We start from the raw sequence: 17,566 nt of genomic DNA, 5'->3' as shown, positions 1-17,566 counted from the left end.
AACGGTCACGCTCTTTACTTTGGATCCAATTATAAAAAAATCATAATACCTAAAAGGATACCACCGTGACTCATCAAGCCCCCTATCCCCAGAACACCTGGTACGTTGCGTGCACACCTGACGAGATTTCTGAAAAGCCCCTCGGGCGAACCATTTGCAATAAGCAGCTGGTTTTCTTTCGCGGTGACGAAGGCCGGGTCACCGCCATGGAGGATTTCTGCCCTCACCGTGGTGCGCCGCTCTCATTGGGGTTCGTGCGCGACGGTAAGCTGGTGTGCGGTTATCACGGCCTGGAAATGAACTGTAGCGGCAAGTGCGACAGCATGCCCGGCCAGCGCGTACGCGGCTTTCCCAGCGTCCGGACGTATCCGGTCGAGGAGCGCTACGGGTTTATCTGGATCTGGCCAGGCGATTCTGACAAGGCGGACACGAGCCTCATTCCCGTGCTCGAGTGGGCGGATAACCCAGAGTGGGCCTATGGCGGCGGACTCTATCATATTGGCTGCGAATACCGGCTGATGATCGACAACCTGATGGATCTGACTCACGAGACCTACGTTCACGCCTCCAGTATCGGCCAGCCGGAGATCGAAGAGGCCGCGCCGGATACCAACGTCAACGGCGATGAAGTCGTCACCCGCCGCGAGATGGAGAACATTCCGGCCCCGCCGTTTTGGCAAGCGGCGCTGCGCGGCAACGGCCTGGCCGACGATGTCCCGGTGGACCGCTGGCAGATCTGTCGCTTCACCCCGCCAAGCCACGTGCTGATCGAAGTGGGCGTCGCTCATGCCGGTAATGGCGGGGCCAAGGCGCCGGCAGACAAGAAGGCGTCGAGTATCGTGGTCGACTTCATTACACCGGAGTCGGATACCTCGATCTGGTACTTCTGGGGCATGGCGCGCAACTTCAAACCCGAGGATCAGGCGCTGACCGACAAGATCCGCGAAGGCCAGGGCAAGATTTTCGAGGAGGATCTGGAGATGCTCGAGGCGCAACAGCGCAATCTGCTCAGGTACCCGGACCGCCAGCTTCTGAAGCTCAACATCGACGGCGGCGGCGTACAGGCACGCCGGATCATCGACCGCATTCTTTCCGAGGAGCGCGAAGCCGCAGGCACGGAGGCGAGCGTATGACCCACACCGCCCCCTCGATGATCGTGGAGGTCAAGGCGCGCCACGTCGAGGCGCGCGATATCGTTACCTTCGAGCTTGCCGACCCTCACGGGCGGGAGCTGCCGGCGTTCAGCGCCGGCGCGCATATCGATGTGCGCGTCAAGGAAGGGCTGGTGCGCCAGTACTCGCTTTGCAACCACTCGGAGGACCGTGACCGTTATCTGATCGGTGTGCTGCGCGATGCCAATTCACGCGGCGGCTCCCACGCCATGCACGATGAGCTCCAGGTCGGCGATCTGGTGCCAATCAGCGCGCCGAAAAATCACTTTCCGCTCGAGCCCGCCGAGCACACGCTGCTGCTGGCCGGCGGTATCGGTATTACGCCGCTTTTATGCATGGCCGAACGTCTGGCGCATACCGACGCTGGATTCGAGCTGCACTACTGTACCCGCTCCCAGGAGCGCACGGCATTTTATCAACGCCTAAAGGACTCGAGTTTCGCCGAACGCGTGCACTTTCACTTCGACGACGGCGACGCCAGCCAGCACCTGAACCTCGAAGCGCTGCTCGGCCACCCCAGGGCCGATACCCACGTTTACGTATGCGGCCCCAAGGGTTTCATCGATGCGGTCATGACCACCTGCAAGTCTAGCGGCTGGCCGGAGGATCAGGTGCATACCGAGTACTTCAGCGGCGCCGACATCTCGAGTGACGACGACGGTAGCTTCGAGGTGCGCATCGCCAGCAGCGGTGCAAGCTTCACCGTGCCGGCGGACAAGACCGTCCACCAGGTACTGGCCGAAAACGGTATCGAGATCATGGTCTCTTGTGAGCAGGGCGTGTGCGGCACCTGCCTGACCCGCGTGCTCGAAGGCGAGCCGGATCACCGCGACCTGTATCTGGAAGAGCACGAGCACGCGGCCAACGACCAGTTCACGCCGTGCTGTTCACGTGCTAAAAGCAGCGTACTCGTATTGGACCTTTAAGTTTTCATCAACCCGGATCCTGCTCGAGAAAGCAAAAGGATAACTATAATGAAAAAAATCCCGACGACCGTGACACGTGCCGCGCTGATGAGCGCGCTCGTTTTCTTACCCGCCGCCGCCCAGGCCCAGACCACGCTGCGCCTGGCCCACGTTTGGCCCGGCGGCTCGATGGTCGACAGCGCGCTCTTTCAGGCCTGGGCCGACAGCGTCAGCGAAGCGTCCGGCGGCGAGCTCGACGTGGAGGTGTTTCCCAGCCAAACGCTCGCCAAGTCTGCCCAGACGTATGACAGCACTGCCCGCGGCATTGCCGATATCGGCGCCTCGGCCCAGGGTTATACGTCCGGACGCTTCCCCTTGACGCAGATCGTCGAGCTGCCCGGTGTCTCCTCGAGCGCCCGCGAAGGCGCCTGTATTCTGCAGTCGCTCTATGACCAGGGCTACCTGGAGGACGAGTATGCCGACACCCGGCCACTGTTTTTCTTTACCACCGGCCCGGGTTACCTGCACACCAAAGAGCGCCAGATCGAAAAGCCCGAGGACCTGGCCGGCCTGCGGCTGCGCCGGCCCACCTCGGTGGTCGGTGACATGATGGAGCGGCTGGGGGCCCAGGCCGTCGGTATGCCGGCGCCAGACGTCTTCACTGCCATGCAGCGCGGAGTCGTCGACGGGCTGAGCTTCAATTGGGAAGGCATGAAGACCTTCCGCCTCAGCGAGCTGGCGAACTACCACACCGAAGTACCGCTTTACGATCTCTCGCTGTTTGCCGTTATGAACCAGCGTAACTACGATGCCCTGCCGGTAGAGCTTCGCCAGGTGATCGATGAACACAGCGGCATGGCATGGTCGATGCGCGCCGCCGAGGTCTACGACACGCTGATTGCCGAAGGTCGCCAGGAGGCCGTCGAGGCGGGCCACACGTTCATCGAGATCGATGATGCGCTCACCGACCCCGACTGGGGCCCGGTGCTGCAGGAAACCATCGACCGCTATCTCAACGAGGTCGGCGGTAATGCGCAAGAGATTTACGATACGGCCATGAGCCTCAAGGCAGAGTGCGCGGTGAGCGACGCCTGACACTCAATAAAAAACCGAGCAAACGAGGCGGCTTTAAGGAGCCGGCTGATACGAAAGCGCCGGGGCAAAGCCCCGGCGCTTTTTCATAGCATGCTGAACAAGGCTCAAAAATCGAAAAAGACCGTTTCGCCCGGCCCCTGCAGATGGATATCGAAGCGGTAGCGGACGGCGCCATCACGCTCTTCGCGCCTGGCGATCAGCGTCTGGCGGCGGATATCGGACTCGACGCGGGAGAGCACCGGGCAGGCCGCGTTGGCCTCAACCTCATCGTCGAAGTACAGGCGCGTTTGCAGGTGAATATTGATACCGCGGGCGAAGATCGCCAGGTTGATGTGCGGTGCCATCGGCTGGCCGTTTGGGTGGCTCACTGCGCCGGGCTTGATGGTCTTGAACGACCACTCACCGCCCTGTTCGGCGATCGTGGCGGTACGGCCAAACCCGTTAAAATCATTACGTAAATCGTAATACATTTGATAATGACCATCGGCGTCGGCCTGCCAGGCTTCCAGAAACGCGTCGCGAACCAGGTCATTGTTGCCGTCGATGACGGTGCCGACGATTTCGATATGTTCACCCCTGGCATTGGGCCCGGCCATCTCGTTCCAGATCTCTTCGTCGCGTTCCGGATTACCAGCGGCGGCCGGCGCCAGACCGATATGGACGTAGGGCCCGGCGGTTTGCGAGGCGGTCTCGCGCAGCATCAGCTCGCTGGTCGGCTGGGTGTTGGGCTGTTTCATATGGTTCTCCCCTGCCTTACTGGTTTTCGAAATAGGTTTGGAGTTCACCGCGCACCACGATATCGAAACGATACGCGAGGCAGTCCATCGGCCGGCTCTGAGCCATATCCAGGCGCCCGACCATCGTCTCCACGGCGTCCGGGTCTTTCAGCGTATGCACGATCGGGCAAAGGGGAATCAGCGGGTCGCCTTCGAAATACATCTGGGTGATCAGGCGCGTCGAGATCGAGGGCCCCATGACGGAAACGTGAATGTGCGCCGGGCGCCAGCTGTTGACGTCGTTGGGCCAGGGGTAAGGGCCAGGTTTGATGGTACGAAAACGGTAAAAGCCCTGATCGTCGGTCAAACAGCGCCCCACGCCGCCGAAGTGCGGGTCCAGCGGCGCCAGGTAGGCATCCTTTTTGTGGCGGTAGCGCCCGCCGGCGTTGGCCTGCCACATTTCCACCAGTGTATGGGGTATGGGCTTGCCGAACTGATCGACCACGCGGCCGTACATGATGATTCGCTCGCCCTGGGGCAGACCTTCGCCCTGGGTGAAGTTCATCAGCAGGTCGTTGTCGAAACGGCCCATGCGCAGGTGGCGAAAGTCCGGTCCGGTCAGCTCCGAGGCGGTGGGCTGTTGCAGGCTCATCAGCGCCTGCTGGGGCGAGCGCGCCACCGATGTCTTGTAGCCGGGGGCATAGGCCGGGGGATGCCAGGTGCGGTCACGGGTCACGAAGCGGTTATAGTGCTGGGTCATGGGAGAGGCTCTTGATGGCATTATAAGCACCGGCCAGGCGTGCGCCGGTAAACCGCGAGTGTGGCGCGTTGCCTCTCGCTTGCCAATTGAAGAGTCATGGCCGCTCATAACCCATGGGTTATGAGCACTAAGACCTTGGTTGAATGCGCTGTGCCGCGACCTGACGCAGTGTTTCGCAAAACGCATCGCGGCTCATCGAGGCCTTCATGCTCGCGTTGGTGCAGACCCCTACCGACCCGCCGTGGGCCTCAAAAGGCAGCGCGACCTCGACGAGTTCGCCCTTGTCGAGCTCGCCGATCACCGCCTCGCGCGGGGCGATCCAGAGCGCGTCGCTTTCCAGCGTATAGCGGTGGCTGACCGGCAGCGACAGCGTTTCAAGCAACAGCGGCGGCAACGTGATGGCGTGGCGCACGCAGAAGCTGTCCACCTGCTGGCGCAGCGTGGTTTGGGGCGGCGGCAACACCCAGGGGTAGTCGACGAGTTGGTCGGCGGCGACCGGCGCCACCCGTGCCAACGGATGAGCACGGCGGGCAACGATCACCAGTGGCTCGTAGTAGAGATGCTCGAAGTAAAGATCGCCGATTTCCCGCGCCTCGGTCATCCGGCCCACCACCATGTCCAACTCGCCCAACCGCAGGCGCGACAGCAGATAGGCGCTGGCCCCGGTCACGACCGATACGCACACCTCCCCGATGCCAAGCGGTGGCGCGGCATGAAAGCGCTGGATCGCCAGCGGCAGCAAACGGCTTTCGACGGTAGAGAGCGCTCCCACCCGCAGCCAGCGCGTACCGCGATGACCGTCGCCAATGGCACCCACGCCTTCATCGAGCGCTCGCAGAGCGGGCCCGGCGTGGCGCAGTAGTGTCAGCCCCGCCTGGCTAAGCGATACGCCCTGGGGCCCCCGTTCGAACAGCGGCGTCTCGAGAATCTCTTCGAGCTCGCGAATCGCCTTGGAGATGCCTGGCTGGCTGATCGAAAGCGCCTCGGCGGCGCGAGCAAAACTGCGCCGCTTGGCGACTTCGAGAAACGCCGTCAGGTGGCGCAGTTTGATACGGGCGTTCAGCATGGCGCTCTATCCGCGAAACGAAAGCACTACCTTCGCCGATTCACGCGCGCATGAAAACCGTGGCGTTACTCGCCGCACTCGTCACGCAGGCTCAGCGCGCGCTCATGAACCTCGCGAGCGTTGTCCAGCCCGCGCTCCTCGAGCCGCGTCAGATAGCGCTCGGTGCCCTCCTCCAGCGGGCCCGCCCACGCCGGGTCACTGAGAGGGTCCTCGACGGTATGGATGGTGTCGCCCTGTTCCAGCGCTTCATCGCGCCCCACCGCGTCCAGGCGGTGATACACCTCGCCAGCCACCTGCGACCACGCCATGCCGCTGTGCTGGTCGATCACCGCGCGCGCCTCGTCGGAGAGCGCCTCAAACGCATCGCGATTCATCACCGCCATGACCGCACCAGAGTAGTAGGGTACCTCCAGATGATAGTCGACCAGCTCATTGATCCCGAACACGCGCATCGCCTCCCAGGGGAAGCTCAAACCATCCATCACGCCGCGCTGAAGCGAGGTGTAGATATCCGGCGCCGGCATGCCGATCGGGTCGGCGCCCAAACTCGAGAGCATTTCGCCGGCGACGTCGCTTGGGCGGCGAATGCGCAGCCCCGCCAGATCCGACGGCGACTGAATCTCGGTGCTGCGCGTATGCAGATACGCCGGGCCCGTGGTGAATAAAAACAACACCTTGACGTCCTCGTACTCGCTGTCGATCAGCCCCTCGTCGAACATCGTTTGCAGAATACAGGAGCCTTGAGTGGCACTACTGGAGATGCCCGGTAGTTGCACGATCTCGGAGAGTGGAAAGCGCCCGGACGTGTAACCCTGAAGCGAGGCGGCGATGTCGGAAATGCCATCGACCGCACCCTGGTAGGCGTGATCGGGCTTGCTCAGCGTACCCGAGGGAAATATCTGAACGTCGAGCTCCCCCTGGGAGGCTTCTTCGACGCTGTCGGCCCAGACCTCGAAGATCTCCTTGTGAACGGCGGAGGCCGACGGCCAGAAGTGAGACAGGCGCAGTGTCTCGGCGTGAGCGGCAAGCGACGCGGTGGCGGCCAGCGTTACGATGAGGCCTTGTGAGATGGCGCGTTTCATGAGGTCATCCTCTTTTTGTCGTTGTAGGGCGATAGCCGTGATCGGCGTGTCGCAAAAGCGTGGCGGCGCCCGCCGCTAGGTCTGCAGGGTGGGCACCTCGATCAGTAACGGTGCATCCATGGCTAGGCCCTTCGTCAGCGCGGCCTCCAGACGCTCCCGATTGCTGGCGCACACGGTCTCCACGCCGTAGCCTTTGGCCAGCGCGCAGAAGTCGATATCGGGTACATCGAGCCCCGGCGCATCCTCCGCCTGCATGTGCCTGGCAAAGCCGCGCAGTGCGCCGTAGGTGCCGTTTTTGAGGATGATGAAGATCACCGGGACGCGGTACTGCGCGGCGCTCCAGAGCGCCGTAATGGCGTAGTTGGCAGAACCATCCCCTACCAGAGCGATCACCTGACGCTCGGGCCTGGCGAGCTGGCCCCCCACCGCGGCCGGCAAACCAAACCCGAGCCCGCCGGCGGCGGGAAAGAAGTAGCTGCCGGGATGGCGCATCTCGACCCGCTCCCAGAAGATCTCTACCGTCGAGGTGGCCTCCTTGACGTAGATGGCATCCTTTGGCGCCAGCGCGTTCACGGCCTCGAATACGTTGGCCGGCGCCATTCGGCTCTCTTCGTCAGCAACGCCGCCAGGCGCGGGCAGCGCCTCGGGCATTGGCCGCTCGCTGGGCTGCAAATGCGGCAAGAGTGCCTCGAGCATCGCGTGCACACTGCCTACGTATGCCTCGCCCATGGGTGCCCGAGCGGCTTCGTCCGCGTCGGAGGTAACGTGTATCAGGCGGGCCCCATCCGGCAGGTAATGCCCCGGCGCGTACTTGTGATAGCGAAATACCGGCGCGCCGACGACGACGACCAGATCATGACCCTCGAGCTGCTCGGTGATTCCGGCGATCGCCGCGGGCAGAACGCCGCGAAAGCAGGGATGACGATTGGGAAACGGGCAGCGCGACGCAGACGGCGCCACCCACACCGGCATTTTCAGACGCTCGGCAAGCGCAACGGCCAGGGCATTGGCCTGCTCGGCGTCTACCTCCGGGCCGAGTACCAACACCGGGTTGTTCGCTGACTGAAGGCGCAGGGCCAACTGCTCGACCTGCGCTACCTGCGGTGCGCTGGCCTGATGTAGCTCACGCGCCAGCAGATGCCGGGCGTCATCGCCGGTCTCACGCTGCCAGTCGTCGTGGGGAATCGAGACGTAAACCGGCCCCCGGGGCCGAGCGTTCGCGCTGTGAATCGCCTGGCTCAACGCTCGAGGCGTGTCTTCCGCGCAGGCCGGTTCATAGCTCCACTTGACCAGTGGCCGGGGGAGTTGCGGCGCGTCGACGTTGGCGAGCATCGACTCCACGCCGATCATCGAACGCGCCTGCTGCCCGGCGGTGAGCACCAGCGGCGAGTGAGAGTACCAGGCGTTGGTCAGCGCTCCCATGGCGTTGCCAGACCCCGCGGCCGCGTGCAAATTGACGAAGGCAGGCTTGCCACTTGCCAGCGCGTAGCCGTCCGCCATGCCGGTCACCACGCCTTCGTGCAGACCCAGAATGTACTCGAAATCCGCCGGCATACCCTTGAGAAACGGCAGCTCGTTGGATCCTGGATTACCAAAGATTTTGGTGATCCCCTGCCGGCGCAAGAGTTCATAGCTAATCGCGTGGACGCTGGGCATCGTCTGCTCCTGATTGAATTTGTTTCATTCACGCTAACGGGCTCACCTATAATCAATCAAATCAATATTATTTTTTATAAAAATAGATGAGGTTTATAGGCAATGGCGCAGGTCGATCTGAATCTGATACGCACCCTGGTAATGCTGTATGAAACCGGCAGCGTGACCCAAACCGCCGAGCAGCTTTACGTTACCCAGCCGTCGGTCAGCTACGCCTTGAATCGGCTCCGCGAGCTGTTCGACGACCGGCTGTTCGTGCGCACCGCCCGGGGAATGGAGCCCACCACGGTGGCGCGCCAGCTCTATCCGTCGCTGAAAGAGGCCTTGCGGCAGATCAGCGACACCATCGACGGCAGCCGTCACTTTACGCCCGAGCGCTGTAAGCTCCGCTTTCGCCTGGCGCTGACCGACCTGGGTGAAATGTCATTGCTGCCTGCCATTTTGAAATCCTTCTACGCTCAGGCGCCCCAGGCTGAGCTCGAGGTCGTACCGCTGGAGATCGACAAGGCGCGAGAGTGGCTGACGACCGGGAAGGTCAATGCGGTGATCTGTAGCCGGACGCTCGGCGGCGCGGGTATCGACAAGCACGTGCTGCTTGAAGACCGCTATGTTTGCCTGCTCGACCGGCAAGGCGGCGCAGTCGACGACTTGAGCCTCGAGCGATTCATTCATGGCAGGCATGTATCGATCGCTTCCTCATCGGGCCACGGCCTGGTCGAAGAGGTGCTGACGCAGCGCGGCATCGAACGCAAGGTGAGCCTATCGCTTTCGCACTTCTCGGTGCTCCCTCAGGTCCTTCAGGGCAGCGACCTCATCGCGATCCTGCCGCTGCAGATCGCCGCACGTTTCGCGGATGCCAGGCTCAAGGTCCACGAACTGCCCTTCACGGTGCCAGGCTTCGAGGTGGCGCTGCACTGGCACGCTCAACCCCGTAGCGCGGCGTCCCAGCGCTGGTTCTGCGCGACCGTGACCGACGCCGTCACTGCCGCGCAGCGAGCGTAGCCTTGGCGCGGTGCGGACCCAAAAAAGCGGCGCACCAGGCGCCGCTTTCGGGGTCGTGATTGAAGGCGGGCCAAGGCGCCGGCCTTAAATGGGATAGTGGCGCGGGCCGGTCTGAAGCGTCAGCCAGCGCAGGTCGGTGAACTCCTCGATTACCGCCTTGCCACCGAACCGGCCGTAGCCGCTGTTTTTGACGCCGCCAAACGGCATCTGGGGCTCGTCGTGTACCGTGGGCGCGTTGATATGACAGATGCCGGTGACGATCTGGCCGGCCACGCGCAGTCCGCGGGCGCTATCACGCGTAAACACCGCGCCGGATAGGCCGTACTCGCTGTCGTTGGCGATGCGGATGGCCTCCTCTTCACCCTTGACGCGCATCATCGCGACCAACGGGCCGAAGGACTCCTCGGCGTACAGCCGCATTTCGGCGGTCACGCCATCGAGCAGCGTCGGCTGCATGACCACACCTTCCGCCTTGCCGCCACAGGCGAGCCGCGCGCCCTTGCCAGTGGCGTCGTCGATCAGCCCGTTGAGTTTGTCGCCAGCGGCCGGCGCGATGAGCGTGCCCAGGGCGTTACCCTCTTCGCGCGGGTCGCCGGCACGCAGGGTCTTCGCCTTCGCCGCGAGCTTCTCTGCGAACTCGTCGGCCACGGCCTCATCGACGATCAGGCGCTCGGTGGACATGCAGATCTGGCCCTGATTGAAGAAGGCGCCAAAGGCCGCCGCCTCGACCGCCGCATCGATGTCCGCATCGTCGAGCACCAGAAACGGTGCTTTCCCCCCCAACTCCAGCAGCACGGGCTTCAAGTGCCTGGCGGCCTGCTCGGCGATAATCCGCCCGACGTGGGTAGAGCCGGTAAAGTTGACGCGCCGCACCGCTGGATGCTCGATCAGCGTGCTGACCACGGCCGCCGCCTGTGTCGGGTCGTTGTGGATGACGTTGACCACACCGTCACCCAGGCCCGCCTCATGTAGCACCTCCCCAATCAGCGCGTGGGTTTTAGGGCACATCTCCGAGGCTTTCAGGATGACGCTGTTACCGCAGGCCAGTGGCCCGGCCAGCGCCCGGGTACCGAGAATGATGGGCGCGTTCCAGGGCGCGATGCCGACCACCACGCCGCAGGGAACGCGCACGCCCATCGCCATGCTCCCCGGCACGTTGGAAGGAATCACGTCGCCCTGGATCTGCGTCGTCAACGACGCCGACTCACGCAGTACGTTGGCCGCTACCATCACGTTGAATCCGGCCCAGCCCGGCGTCGCCCCGGTTTCATCCACCATGGCGTCGATAAACGCTTGCTGGCGCGCCTCCATCAGGTCGGCGGCCTTGTTGAGTTTGGCGCGCCGCTCGCCCGGGCCCGTTTGCGACCAGGCCGGGAACGCGCGCTCGGCCGCTTCCACGGCGCGGTTGGCGTCGGCAGGCGACGCCGCCGCTGTCCGAGACACTGCGTCACCGCTAAGCGGATTACAGCGATCGAAGGTAGCGCCCTCTGAGGCGGGGCACGATTGACCATCGATGAATAGCTGAACTGGGGTCATGGTATGGCTCCGGTGAAAGCACACGCTGAGTGCATGCATTGTTATTGGTGATACGTCGTCATCCCGGCGATTATTCCCCCCAGCCCAGCTCCTTGGCCAGCGCAAAGGCGTGGTTGGCGGCAGGGACACCGGCGTAGATCGCCACGTGCATCAGCACCTGGCGAAGCTCGGCCTCGGATAACCCGATGCGCTGGGCGGTCTTCAAGTGCAGCGTCAGCTCTTCACGGCCAAGCGCCGCCAAAATGCCGGTGGTGATCAGGCTGCGCTCGCGCCGGGTCAGGTCCTCGTTGCTCCAGAGCTCACCCCAGGCCAGGCGGGTGATCATCTGCTGGAAAGGCGCGTCCAGGCTGTTGGCGTTTTTGGTGGAGCGCTCGACGTGCTCCTCGCCCAGCACCTGCTTGCGCGTGGTCAGGCCCGTGGCGTAGCTCACGCCCCGGTTGGCCACGTCACCAAGTTCAGCCGCCATGACGCTCAAAAGCGTCTGCGCCAGGCGCGCCGGGGCCTCGACGGAGGGCACGTGGCCAACATTGTCGAACACCTCGAGCGGCGCGCCGTCGAGCTCGGAGGCCAGCCCCTGAAGCGTCTCGGGCGGCGTAGCCAGATCGTCGCTACCGCCAAGCAGTTGAACCTTCACTCCCTTGCCGGAAAGCTTCCCGGTGAAGGTATCGCGGCCGAGCATTTCGCAGAGCTGAGCGTAGGACTCATCGTCACCGCGCCCCATCTGCACGCACCACCCCGCTTTCAGCGCAGGGCTTGCCTCGAACGCACGGGGGCCGAACCAGCGTGGCACGATCTCCTCGGCCATCGCCGCAAGCCCTTCATCACGCACCCGCGCGGCACGGGTGTTCCAGAGCTCGGGATTGCCGATGACCGCGCCGGTATTGGTGAGCGTGGCCGACAGTAGCCGGTCGCCGTGCGCCTCGATCAACTGCTGACCGATCACTCCGCCGATGGACGTGCCCACGAAGTGAAAGTGTGCGTCTCCCGCCTGATCCACCAGCGCCAGCGCCTCATTGGCGAGATCCGCCGGCGTGACGCGCTCGCCGCTCATGCCCTGGCTTGCGCCGTGACCGGGCAGATCCCAGGTCAGCACGCGGTAGCGCGGCAGAAGCGCCGGAAGAACGTCGTCCCACACCGCCTGACTCATGCCCAGCGGATGCGCCAGTACCACCAGCGGGTTGGTCTGGGCGCCGAGCAGCCGATAGGCGACGCTGCGGCCGTTGAACTCCAGATATGCCATGAAAACCTCCGTCAGGCGCGTTCGATCAGCGTGGCGATACCCTGGCCAACACCCACACACATGGTGCACAGGGCGTAGCGCTTGCCGCTTTGCTGTAGCTCAAAGGCGGCGGTGAGCAACAGCCTCGCGCCGGACATGCCGAGCGGGTGGCCAAGCGCAATTGCGCCGCCGTTGGGGTTGACCCGCGGGTCGTCATCCGCAAGCCCCAGATCGCGCATACAGGCGAGCGCCTGAGCAGCGAAGGCTTCGTTGAACTCGAACACGTCGATGTCGTCGAGCGACACGCCGGTGCGCTCCAGAAGCTTTTTGACCGCGGGCACCGGGCCGTAACCCATGATGCACGGCTCGACCCCGGCGGTGGCCATGCCGATGATCTTCGCCATCGGCTCAAGACCGTGACGCTTCACCGCCTCCTCGCTTGCCACCAGCATGGCGGCGGCGCCGTCGTTGACGCCAGAAGCATTGCCGGCGGTGACGCTGCCGCCGTCACGAAACGGCGTGGGGAGCCCCGCGAGCTTCTCCAGCGTGGTTTCCCGCGGATGCTCGTCGGTATCGAACACCAGCGGTTCCTGCTTGCGGCGGGGAATCTCGATGGCGGTGATCTCGCGCGTAAAGCGCCCGGCCTTTTGCGCAGCGGCGGCCTTCTGCTGGGAGCGCAGCGCAAAGGCGTCCTGGTCCTCGCGCGAAATATTGAACTGCTCGGCGACGTTTTCCGCGGTCTCCGGCATGGAGTCGATGCCGAAGGACTTTTTCATGATCGGATTGACGAAGCGCCAGCCGATGGTGGTGTCCTCGATTTTTTGGCCGCGCGAGTAGGCGCTGTCGGCCTTGCCCATCACATAGGGCGCCCGGGACATCGACTCCACGCCGCCGGCAAGTGCCAACGCCATTTCGCCCGCCTTGATGGCGCGAAACGCGGTGCCCACGGCGTCCATGCCCGAACCGCACAGACGGTTCATGGTGGTGCCGGGCACGCTGGTGGGAATACCCGCTAAAAGCGACGCCATGCGCGCCACGTTGCGGTTGTCTTCGCCGGCCTGGTTGGCGCAGCCCATGAAGACTTCCTCGATGGCCGCCGGGTCGAGCTGTGGCGCCTCGGCAAGAACCGCCTTGAAAATCGTCGCGGCCATATCGTCCGGGCGTACCGGGGCGAGCGTCCCACCAAAGCGGCCGACCGCCGTGCGGCGGGGGTAACACAAATAGACATCGCTCATGGGGGGCTCCTTACTGGCCGGCGTGGGCGCGATCGGTGCGCGCTTTCAGCTCGCGCAGAATGGTCAGCTCGTTCTCGTCGGGCTCCGGGGTGCTTTCCAGCTGCTCGGCGAAGCGAATCTCCCAGCCGGTGGCCTCCTGGACCTGCTCGCGGGTCACACCCGGGTGCAGCGACACCACCACCAGCTCTTTGGTCTCCGGGTCGGGCTTCATCACGCACAGATCAGAAATCACGCGGGTCGGGCCCTTGCCGATGTTGGGCACGTCATCGCGGCCCTTGCCGTCCCGGCCAAAGCCGAGTGTGGTGACGAAATCGACCTGCTCCACGAACGCACGGTTGGAGTGCTTGAGCGTAATGAACACTTCGCCGGCATTGGTCGCGATTTCCGGGGCGCCGCCGCCGCCGGGCAGGCGTACCTTGGGCTCGCGGTAGTCGCCGATCAGCGTGGTGTTGAGGTTGCAGTACTTGTCGATCTGGGCGGTGCCCAGAAAGCCAACGTCGATCTTGCCGCCCTGCAGCCAGTAGCGAAACATCTCCGGCACCGCGACGGTGGTCAGCGCGGTTTCGGCAAGCTCGCCATCGCCGATGGAGAGCGGCAGCACGTTGGGTTTGGTCTGCAGCGTGCCGGACTCATAAATCAGCACCACGTCCGGGGCGTGGGTCAGGCGCGCCAGATTGGCGGCTTCCGATGGCAGGCCAATGCCCACGAAGCAGGTCGAGCCGTTCTCAAGCGCGCGCGCCGCAGTGACCGTCATCATTTCAGAAGAGGTGTACTCGATACTCATCAGGCGTTTTCTCCTGTTTGATGCACGTTTTCCTTGATCCACTGGGTGAAAGTGTCGCGGTCACGGGCGATAGCGTCCCACTCCTTGTAGAAGCGGTTGCTGCGCCCGTAATAGCCGTGGGTATAGGAAGGCAGCGCCCCCTTCTCGGCGACCGCAATGGCGCTGATCGCCCAGCCGGGAATCACGCAGGCGTTAGGGTGGGTATCGAGGTCATGGACGATCTCCTCGACCGTGACGATGCTGTGTTTGGCCGCCAGCACGGCTTCCTTCTGCACGCCGACGATGCCCTCGACCAGCACGTTGCCCTGGCGGTCCGCGCGCTGGGCGTGAATGATCGACACATCCGGGCGTACCGACGGTACCGCCGCCAGCCGCTCGCCGGTGAACGGGCACTCGATGAACTTGATCTGATCGTTGACGCTGGGCAACTCGCTGCCGATATAGCCGCGCAGCACCGCCAGCGGCAGGCCCGCCGCGCCGGCTTCGAACGCGCAGGCCATGGCGGCGTGGCTATGCTCGAGAATCTCGACCTTGTGCGGCCAGCCCTTCTCGACCGCATCGCGCAGCCGGTGCAGCGAGCCCACGCCCGGGTTACCGCCCCAGGAGAAGATCACTTTTTTTGCGCAGCCGGCGCCGATCAGTTGGTCATAGATGATGTCCGGCGTCATGCGAATCAGGGTGAGGTCGCGCTTTTGCTGACGAATGACTTCGTGGCCCGCCGCGAACGGGATGAGATGGGTAAAGCCTTCCATGGCGACGGTAGCGCCGTCTTCGACGAAGCGCGCTACCGCGTCATGCAGGCTGAGAAATTCGGCCATAGGACTGCCTCTTCAGGATGAGATGATCATCGGAACACACTGTTCGCACAACACTGTTTGCAAAACACTGTCCGCACAACAAAGTTCGCATAACGAACATAGATTCTTGATACGAACAAGTTACTGCGCTACACGATGACCGTCAAACCTGTGACCGGGACGACAGCGCCAGCTCGACACTGGCCAAGAAGAAAAGCAGCGGGAATTATATTTTTATTCAACTACTTATACATTGATAAGCCACTGTCTGGCGCGCTCGACCTGTCGCGTACTGCTACCAAGGTATAAAGCCGGATCGCAGGCTTTCTCCAGCGCCTGCCGGGATACGGCGTTGGTGACCTCGGGATAGTCGGCCAACACCTCGGCGTAGGGGCGCGCGTTCAGGCGGGCCTGCTCCGCGGCCTCGGCGCTCACGGATTTAGCTTTATCCGTTCCCAGCGCCGGTGCCAGCAGCTTCGCTACCGGCTCCGCCATGATGCCGCCCCCGGTGGCCGCCAGGTTGCGCTGCATCCGCTCGGCGTGAACCTCCAGCCCCTCGAGCAGGGTCGCCGCCTGCTCAAGCGCCCCCTCCACCAGCAGCGCGCTCTCGGTCAGCGGCGCCCATTCGGCGTGCCATTCGCCCAGCCCCCGCTCGAGAGGCTGGGCAGCGGCGTTGATTACCACGCTCGTATGGCCATGGACCTGGCGCGCGGCACTGCGAATCAGCGCACAGCGCACCGGATTGCGCTTGTGGGGCATCGACGAGGATTCGCCCATGCCGGGCGCAGCGGGCTCGGCCACCTCGCCGATTTCGGTCTGGGTCATCAGGGAAATATCCAGGGCGATCTTGTCGGTAGCAGTGGCCACGGCGTCGAGCGCGGTGACGAGCGTATGCACCGGATAGCGGTCGGTATGCCAGGGCAGCACCGGCGAAGCCAGGCCCAGCCGGGTTGCCAGCGCGTCCATCCACGCAAGGCCCTCTGCGTCCCACCCGGAATGCACACCCACCGCGCCGCCGAACTGAATGGGCAGCTCGATTTCCCTCAAGCGCCGCCGCGCCTGCTCGAGCCCTACCGCCCAGTGGGCCACCTTGACGCCGAAGGTGATCGGCAGCGCCTGCTGCATGAGGGTGCGCCCAACCATGGGGATCTCGGCATGGGTCTGCATGAGGTCGATGGCCGCCGAACGGCAGCGCAGAAGCCACGCGTCCAGAGCGTGCAAGCGGGGCTTTAACAGCAGCATCAGCGCCGAATCGACCACGTCCTGGCTGGTGGCGCCCTTGTGCCAGGCGCTCTTGAGCTCGTCGTCGAGCAGCGCTCGTGCCTGCTTGACGAAGGGAATGGCCACGTTGCCGCCGGTGGCGATCCCCTGGGCGATCTCGGCGGTATCGAAGGTAGCGCCTTGAAGCTGTTCGCGCAGGCGCCGGCTCGTACCCTCGGCAAGCGCACCCCCCTGCTCCTGAACCTCGGCCAGCGCCAGCTCGAAGGCCAGCATGGCGTCCACCACGGCGTTCTCGTCGCAGGCAGCCAGTGCCGTGCGACTCATGAAGGGGTGCTTGAAAAAGTCAGCGGGCATGAGGGAAAAGCCTCCAGTGAGCGTTGCTACCCAAAACAGTGATGATGATCTTCGAGACGGGAGCCGAGCATACCTGTGCATATGCTCGGTATTCGAACCTTACGTTAATGAGCGCCATGGGCGTTTGCAATCAGTGACCCTGGGCTACCCTACGCTTCAAGGCTACTCATCGCCCGGGCGCACATAGCGCAACACCATGTCGTTGACGTGGTCTTCGAGCTTCTTCTGGTTTTCCGGCGAATCCTGCTGCCAATCAAAAATTTTCGAAAACGTGTATTGGTTGGAAACATTGAAAAAGGACAGCGCGCTAATCAGCCAATGCAGCTCGCGCGGGTCCAGACCGGCACGAAAACACCCCGCCTCCACGCCACGACCATAGACGCGCGAAAGCACATCAATCACTCCTGCGTTAAGCGATTGAATGAGGTCGGACTGAGCCAGAAACCGGCCGTGATGAATGTTCTCGATCATGACCAGACGAATGAAATCAGGATTTCTCGTATGGTGATTGAAGGTGAATCGTACCAACCGGCTTAGCGCCTCGAGTGGGGGTAAATGGTCAAGGTCGAGTTCGGCCTCCTGAAGACGAACTTTTTGATAGGCCGCTTCCAGGGTGTGCAGATAAAGCGTTTCCTTATCTGTGAAGTAGTAATAGATCATTCGCTTGGAGGCACGGGTCTTGTCGGCGATTTCGTCGATGCGTGCACCGGAAAACCCCTTTTCAGAAAACTCACGTGTCGCCACCGCCATGATATCGGCGCGCACCGATGCGGGATCGTTTTTTCGCTGCCGCTGAGGCTTGGCAGATACGGAGTTGGTTGCAGAACGTGCCATGAGAGTGCCTTTTGTTGTGATGGTAGCCTTTGGTCTAGTATGCCGCATATTGACTGAACGTACCATTTCGTACATTGTTTTTGGAGACACTACGAAACCCTTGAAAACGTCACGTCATGCGGCTTTCGAGAC

At 63.2% G+C, this 17,566-nt stretch carries 16 protein-coding genes; 4 read left to right on the top strand and 12 right to left on the bottom strand.

All coding sequences use genetic code 11. The features are described from left to right. Positions 1 to 65: 65 nt before the first annotated feature. From RN347_RS00475 to RN347_RS00465, 3 genes are read left to right on the top strand one after another with little or no spacing between them, the layout of a single operon-like run. Positions 66 to 1,133, top strand: a complete 1,068-nt coding sequence (locus RN347_RS00475) for an aromatic ring-hydroxylating dioxygenase subunit alpha (protein WP_311959271.1) — start codon at positions 66 to 68, stop codon at positions 1,131 to 1,133. Next, a complete protein-coding gene (locus RN347_RS00470; protein ID WP_311959269.1) occupies positions 1,130 to 2,098 on the top strand; it encodes a PDR/VanB family oxidoreductase in 969 nt (322 codons plus the stop codon). Before RN347_RS00475 ends, RN347_RS00470 begins: the two co-directional genes overlap by 4 nt. 48 nt (positions 2,099 to 2,146) lie before the next feature. After that, complete coding sequence (locus RN347_RS00465) at positions 2,147 to 3,172, top strand: TRAP transporter substrate-binding protein (protein WP_263585583.1); 1,026 nt, start codon at positions 2,147 to 2,149, stop codon at positions 3,170 to 3,172. Positions 3,173 to 3,276: 104 nt separating this feature from the next. Here RN347_RS00465 and pcaG read toward each other — a convergent pair whose 3' ends face one another. The 5 genes from pcaG to mdlC all read right to left on the bottom strand — a co-directional run bounded on the left by pcaG (position 3,277) and on the right by mdlC (position 8,452). Next, positions 3,277 to 3,909, bottom strand: coding sequence for a protocatechuate 3,4-dioxygenase subunit alpha (gene pcaG, locus RN347_RS00460; RefSeq protein ID WP_311959267.1), 633 nt, complete (start codon positions 3,907 to 3,909; stop codon positions 3,277 to 3,279). Positions 3,910 to 3,925: 16 nt separating this feature from the next. Further along, complete coding sequence (gene pcaH, locus RN347_RS00455; RefSeq protein ID WP_263585585.1) at positions 3,926 to 4,648, bottom strand: protocatechuate 3,4-dioxygenase subunit beta; 723 nt, start codon at positions 4,646 to 4,648, stop codon at positions 3,926 to 3,928. Between the two features lie 127 nt (positions 4,649 to 4,775). Beyond that, positions 4,776 to 5,714 (bottom strand): pca operon transcription factor PcaQ, encoded by a 939-nt coding sequence (pcaQ, locus tag RN347_RS00450; RefSeq protein WP_311959263.1) that lies wholly within the window; start codon positions 5,712 to 5,714, stop codon positions 4,776 to 4,778. Positions 5,715 to 5,779: 65 nt separating this feature from the next. Next, positions 5,780 to 6,796: a TRAP transporter substrate-binding protein gene (locus RN347_RS00445; RefSeq protein WP_311959261.1), complete on the bottom strand. Its 1,017-nt coding sequence runs from the start codon at positions 6,794 to 6,796 to the stop codon at positions 5,780 to 5,782. Between the two features lie 75 nt (positions 6,797 to 6,871). Next, positions 6,872 to 8,452 (bottom strand): benzoylformate decarboxylase, encoded by a 1,581-nt coding sequence (gene mdlC, locus RN347_RS00440; protein WP_311959258.1) that lies wholly within the window; start codon positions 8,450 to 8,452, stop codon positions 6,872 to 6,874. A 102-nt stretch (positions 8,453 to 8,554) separates the two neighbouring features. Between mdlC and RN347_RS00435 the strand changes: the two genes are divergently transcribed. Next, positions 8,555 to 9,454: a LysR family transcriptional regulator gene (locus RN347_RS00435; protein WP_311959256.1), complete on the top strand. Its 900-nt coding sequence runs from the start codon at positions 8,555 to 8,557 to the stop codon at positions 9,452 to 9,454. Between the two features lie 84 nt (positions 9,455 to 9,538). Here the strand turns inward: RN347_RS00435 and RN347_RS00430 are convergent, their stop codons facing one another. The 7 genes from RN347_RS00430 to RN347_RS00400 all read right to left on the bottom strand — a co-directional run bounded on the left by RN347_RS00430 (position 9,539) and on the right by RN347_RS00400 (position 17,434). Next, positions 9,539 to 10,990: an aldehyde dehydrogenase gene (locus RN347_RS00430; protein WP_263585590.1), complete on the bottom strand. Its 1,452-nt coding sequence runs from the start codon at positions 10,988 to 10,990 to the stop codon at positions 9,539 to 9,541. Positions 10,991 to 11,060: 70 nt separating this feature from the next. Beyond that, positions 11,061 to 12,230 carry an alpha/beta fold hydrolase gene (locus RN347_RS00425; protein ID WP_311959253.1) on the bottom strand — a complete coding sequence of 390 codons (1,170 nt, stop codon included), beginning with the start codon at positions 12,228 to 12,230 and terminating at the stop codon, positions 11,061 to 11,063. Between the two features lie 11 nt (positions 12,231 to 12,241). Further along, positions 12,242 to 13,444 (bottom strand): 3-oxoadipyl-CoA thiolase, encoded by a 1,203-nt coding sequence (gene pcaF / locus RN347_RS00420; RefSeq protein WP_311959251.1) that lies wholly within the window; start codon positions 13,442 to 13,444, stop codon positions 12,242 to 12,244. A 10-nt stretch (positions 13,445 to 13,454) separates the two neighbouring features. Then, the gene (locus RN347_RS00415; RefSeq protein ID WP_311960863.1) at positions 13,455 to 14,222 is read right to left on the bottom strand and encodes a CoA-transferase subunit beta; all 768 of its coding nucleotides are present in this window, start codon (positions 14,220 to 14,222) and stop codon (positions 13,455 to 13,457) included. Positions 14,223 to 14,227: 5 nt separating this feature from the next. Next, entirely contained in the window at positions 14,228 to 15,046 is an 819-nt protein-coding gene (locus tag RN347_RS00410) for a CoA-transferase (protein ID WP_311959249.1), read from the bottom strand. Between the two features lie 225 nt (positions 15,047 to 15,271). Then, the gene (locus tag RN347_RS00405) at positions 15,272 to 16,600 is read right to left on the bottom strand and encodes an adenylosuccinate lyase family protein (RefSeq protein WP_311959247.1); all 1,329 of its coding nucleotides are present in this window, start codon (positions 16,598 to 16,600) and stop codon (positions 15,272 to 15,274) included. A 162-nt stretch (positions 16,601 to 16,762) separates the two neighbouring features. Then, positions 16,763 to 17,434, bottom strand: a complete 672-nt coding sequence (locus RN347_RS00400) for a TetR/AcrR family transcriptional regulator (protein WP_263585596.1) — start codon at positions 17,432 to 17,434, stop codon at positions 16,763 to 16,765. Positions 17,435 to 17,566: the final 132 nt, after the last annotated feature.

Origin of the sequence: Halomonas sp. PAMB 3264 (assembly GCF_031954245.1) — a bacterium.
GTDB lineage: Bacteria > Pseudomonadota > Gammaproteobacteria > Pseudomonadales > Halomonadaceae > Vreelandella.
The sequence above is the reverse complement of the archived record's forward strand: the minus strand, read 5'-3'. Positions and strand labels throughout refer to the sequence as shown.